2 protein-coding genes are annotated in these 1,446 nt (G+C 72.4%); one reads left to right on the forward strand and one right to left on the reverse strand.

The features are described 5' to 3' along the window. Nucleotides 1-60: 60 nt before the first annotated feature. Nucleotides 61-351: a hypothetical protein gene (locus ACFUEL_RS39685; protein WP_380243087.1), complete on the reverse strand. Its 291-nt coding sequence runs from the start codon at nucleotides 349-351 to the stop codon at nucleotides 61-63. 222 nt (nucleotides 352-573) lie between these two features. Here ACFUEL_RS39685 and ACFUEL_RS39690 point away from each other — a divergent pair, with 222 nt between their 5' ends. Beyond that, a complete protein-coding gene (locus ACFUEL_RS39690; protein ID WP_380243089.1) occupies nucleotides 574-1,338 on the forward strand; it encodes a thioesterase II family protein in 765 nt (254 codons plus the stop codon). Nucleotides 1,339-1,446 lie beyond the last annotated feature (108 nt).

Raw genomic sequence — 1,446 nt, forward strand, 5'->3', positions numbered from 1 at the left:
GGCTCCGCCGTGCCGGGTGCCCGCCGCCACGGGCGGGCCGGGCGGGGTCGCGCCGGTGCGTCAGGCCGCTTCGACGACCGCGTCCTCGGCCGGTGCCTGCGGCACCGCCGGGACGCTGAGGCCGGGAACGGTGAGGTCGGAGACGGTCTTCACGGACTCGAGGGCGGATTCGATCGCCTCGGCCAGCGAGGGCGAGACCTCGTCGTCGAAGTCGACCCGGGTGACCTTCACCTCCGCGTTGGTCGGAAGGGCGTCGGTCGAGAAGACCGCGCCGGAGAAACCTTCCTGAAGGACCGCCGACTCGTCGTCGGTGATCTCCCGACTGAGGACCAGGGAGAACTTGTGTCCCACGAACGTCACCTCTCAATGTCGCCGCAATTTCGGAAACAACCGGGATCATCGGGACAACGCAACAGGCCGCCACGCTCCCTCGAAAACATGGATACCAGCCCCGCCACCGGGCGGGCACTGTTCAACCGGCCCTCCCCCACCCTTGAACACCCCGTCCGGGAACCGGAATTCCGTTAGCTTCGGAGGTCGATTCGAGATCCGGTGACTACCTTCTGGAGTGTCATGTCGCGGCCTTCGCCCGGAGATGAACTGTGGTGCCGACGCTTCCACCCCGCCACCGAGCCGGCCGCCCGGCTGGTGTGCCTCCCGCACGCGGGCGGGTCCGCGTCCTTCTTCCTGCCGGTGTCGGCCGCGCTGAGCCCCGCGGTCGACGTGCTGTCGATCCAGTACCCGGGCCGGCAGGACCGTAGGGCCGAGCAGCCGATCGCCGACCTGGCGGTGCTGGTGGACCGCATCCACGAGGTGCTGCGGCGCCAGCCCGAACTGCCGGTGACCCTCCTCGGGCACAGCATGGGCGCGGTGATCGGCTTCGAGCTGGTGCGCCGGATGGAGGCCGAGGGGCACGCCCCGGTGCGGCTGTTCGCCTCCGGGCGGCGCGCGCCCTCGACGTTCCGGCGGGAGAACACCTTCCGCAGCGACGACGCGATCCTGGCCGAGGTGCGCCGGCTGAGCGGCACCGCCTCGGCGCTGCTCGGCGACGACGAGATGATGCGGGCCGCGCTGCCCGCGCTGCGCGCCGACTACACGGCCGTCGAGGGCTACCGGTGCGCGCCCGGCACCGCGGTGGACACCCCGATCACCGTGCTGACCGGCGACGACGACCCGAAGACCACCCTCGACGAGGCGATGGCCTGGGCCGAACACACCAGGCAGCCGCTGGACCTGCGGGTGTTCACCGGCGGGCACTTCTTCATCAGCGAGCGCAGCAAGGAGGTCATGCGGGTGCTGGTCGACCACTTCCGGACGCCCGCCCCCGCGGTCGGCTGAGCCCCGGCCGGCCCCCGGAGCGCGTGGCCCCCCGACCGCCGGTCGGGGGGCCGCCCGCGGTCGCGGGACCCGCACGCCGAAGGAGCCGCGTCCCACCCCGGTCGGGGG

This window comes from Kitasatospora sp. NPDC057198, assembly GCF_042670125.1.
GTDB lineage: Bacteria > Actinomycetota > Actinomycetes > Streptomycetales > Streptomycetaceae > Kitasatospora.

What these genes read in the sequence shown, in the direction of transcription:
- ACFUEL_RS39690 (WP_380243089.1), top strand. Translation starts at nt 574, where the DNA reads ATGTCGCGGCCTTCGCCCGGAGATGAACTGTGGTGCCGACGCTTCCAC.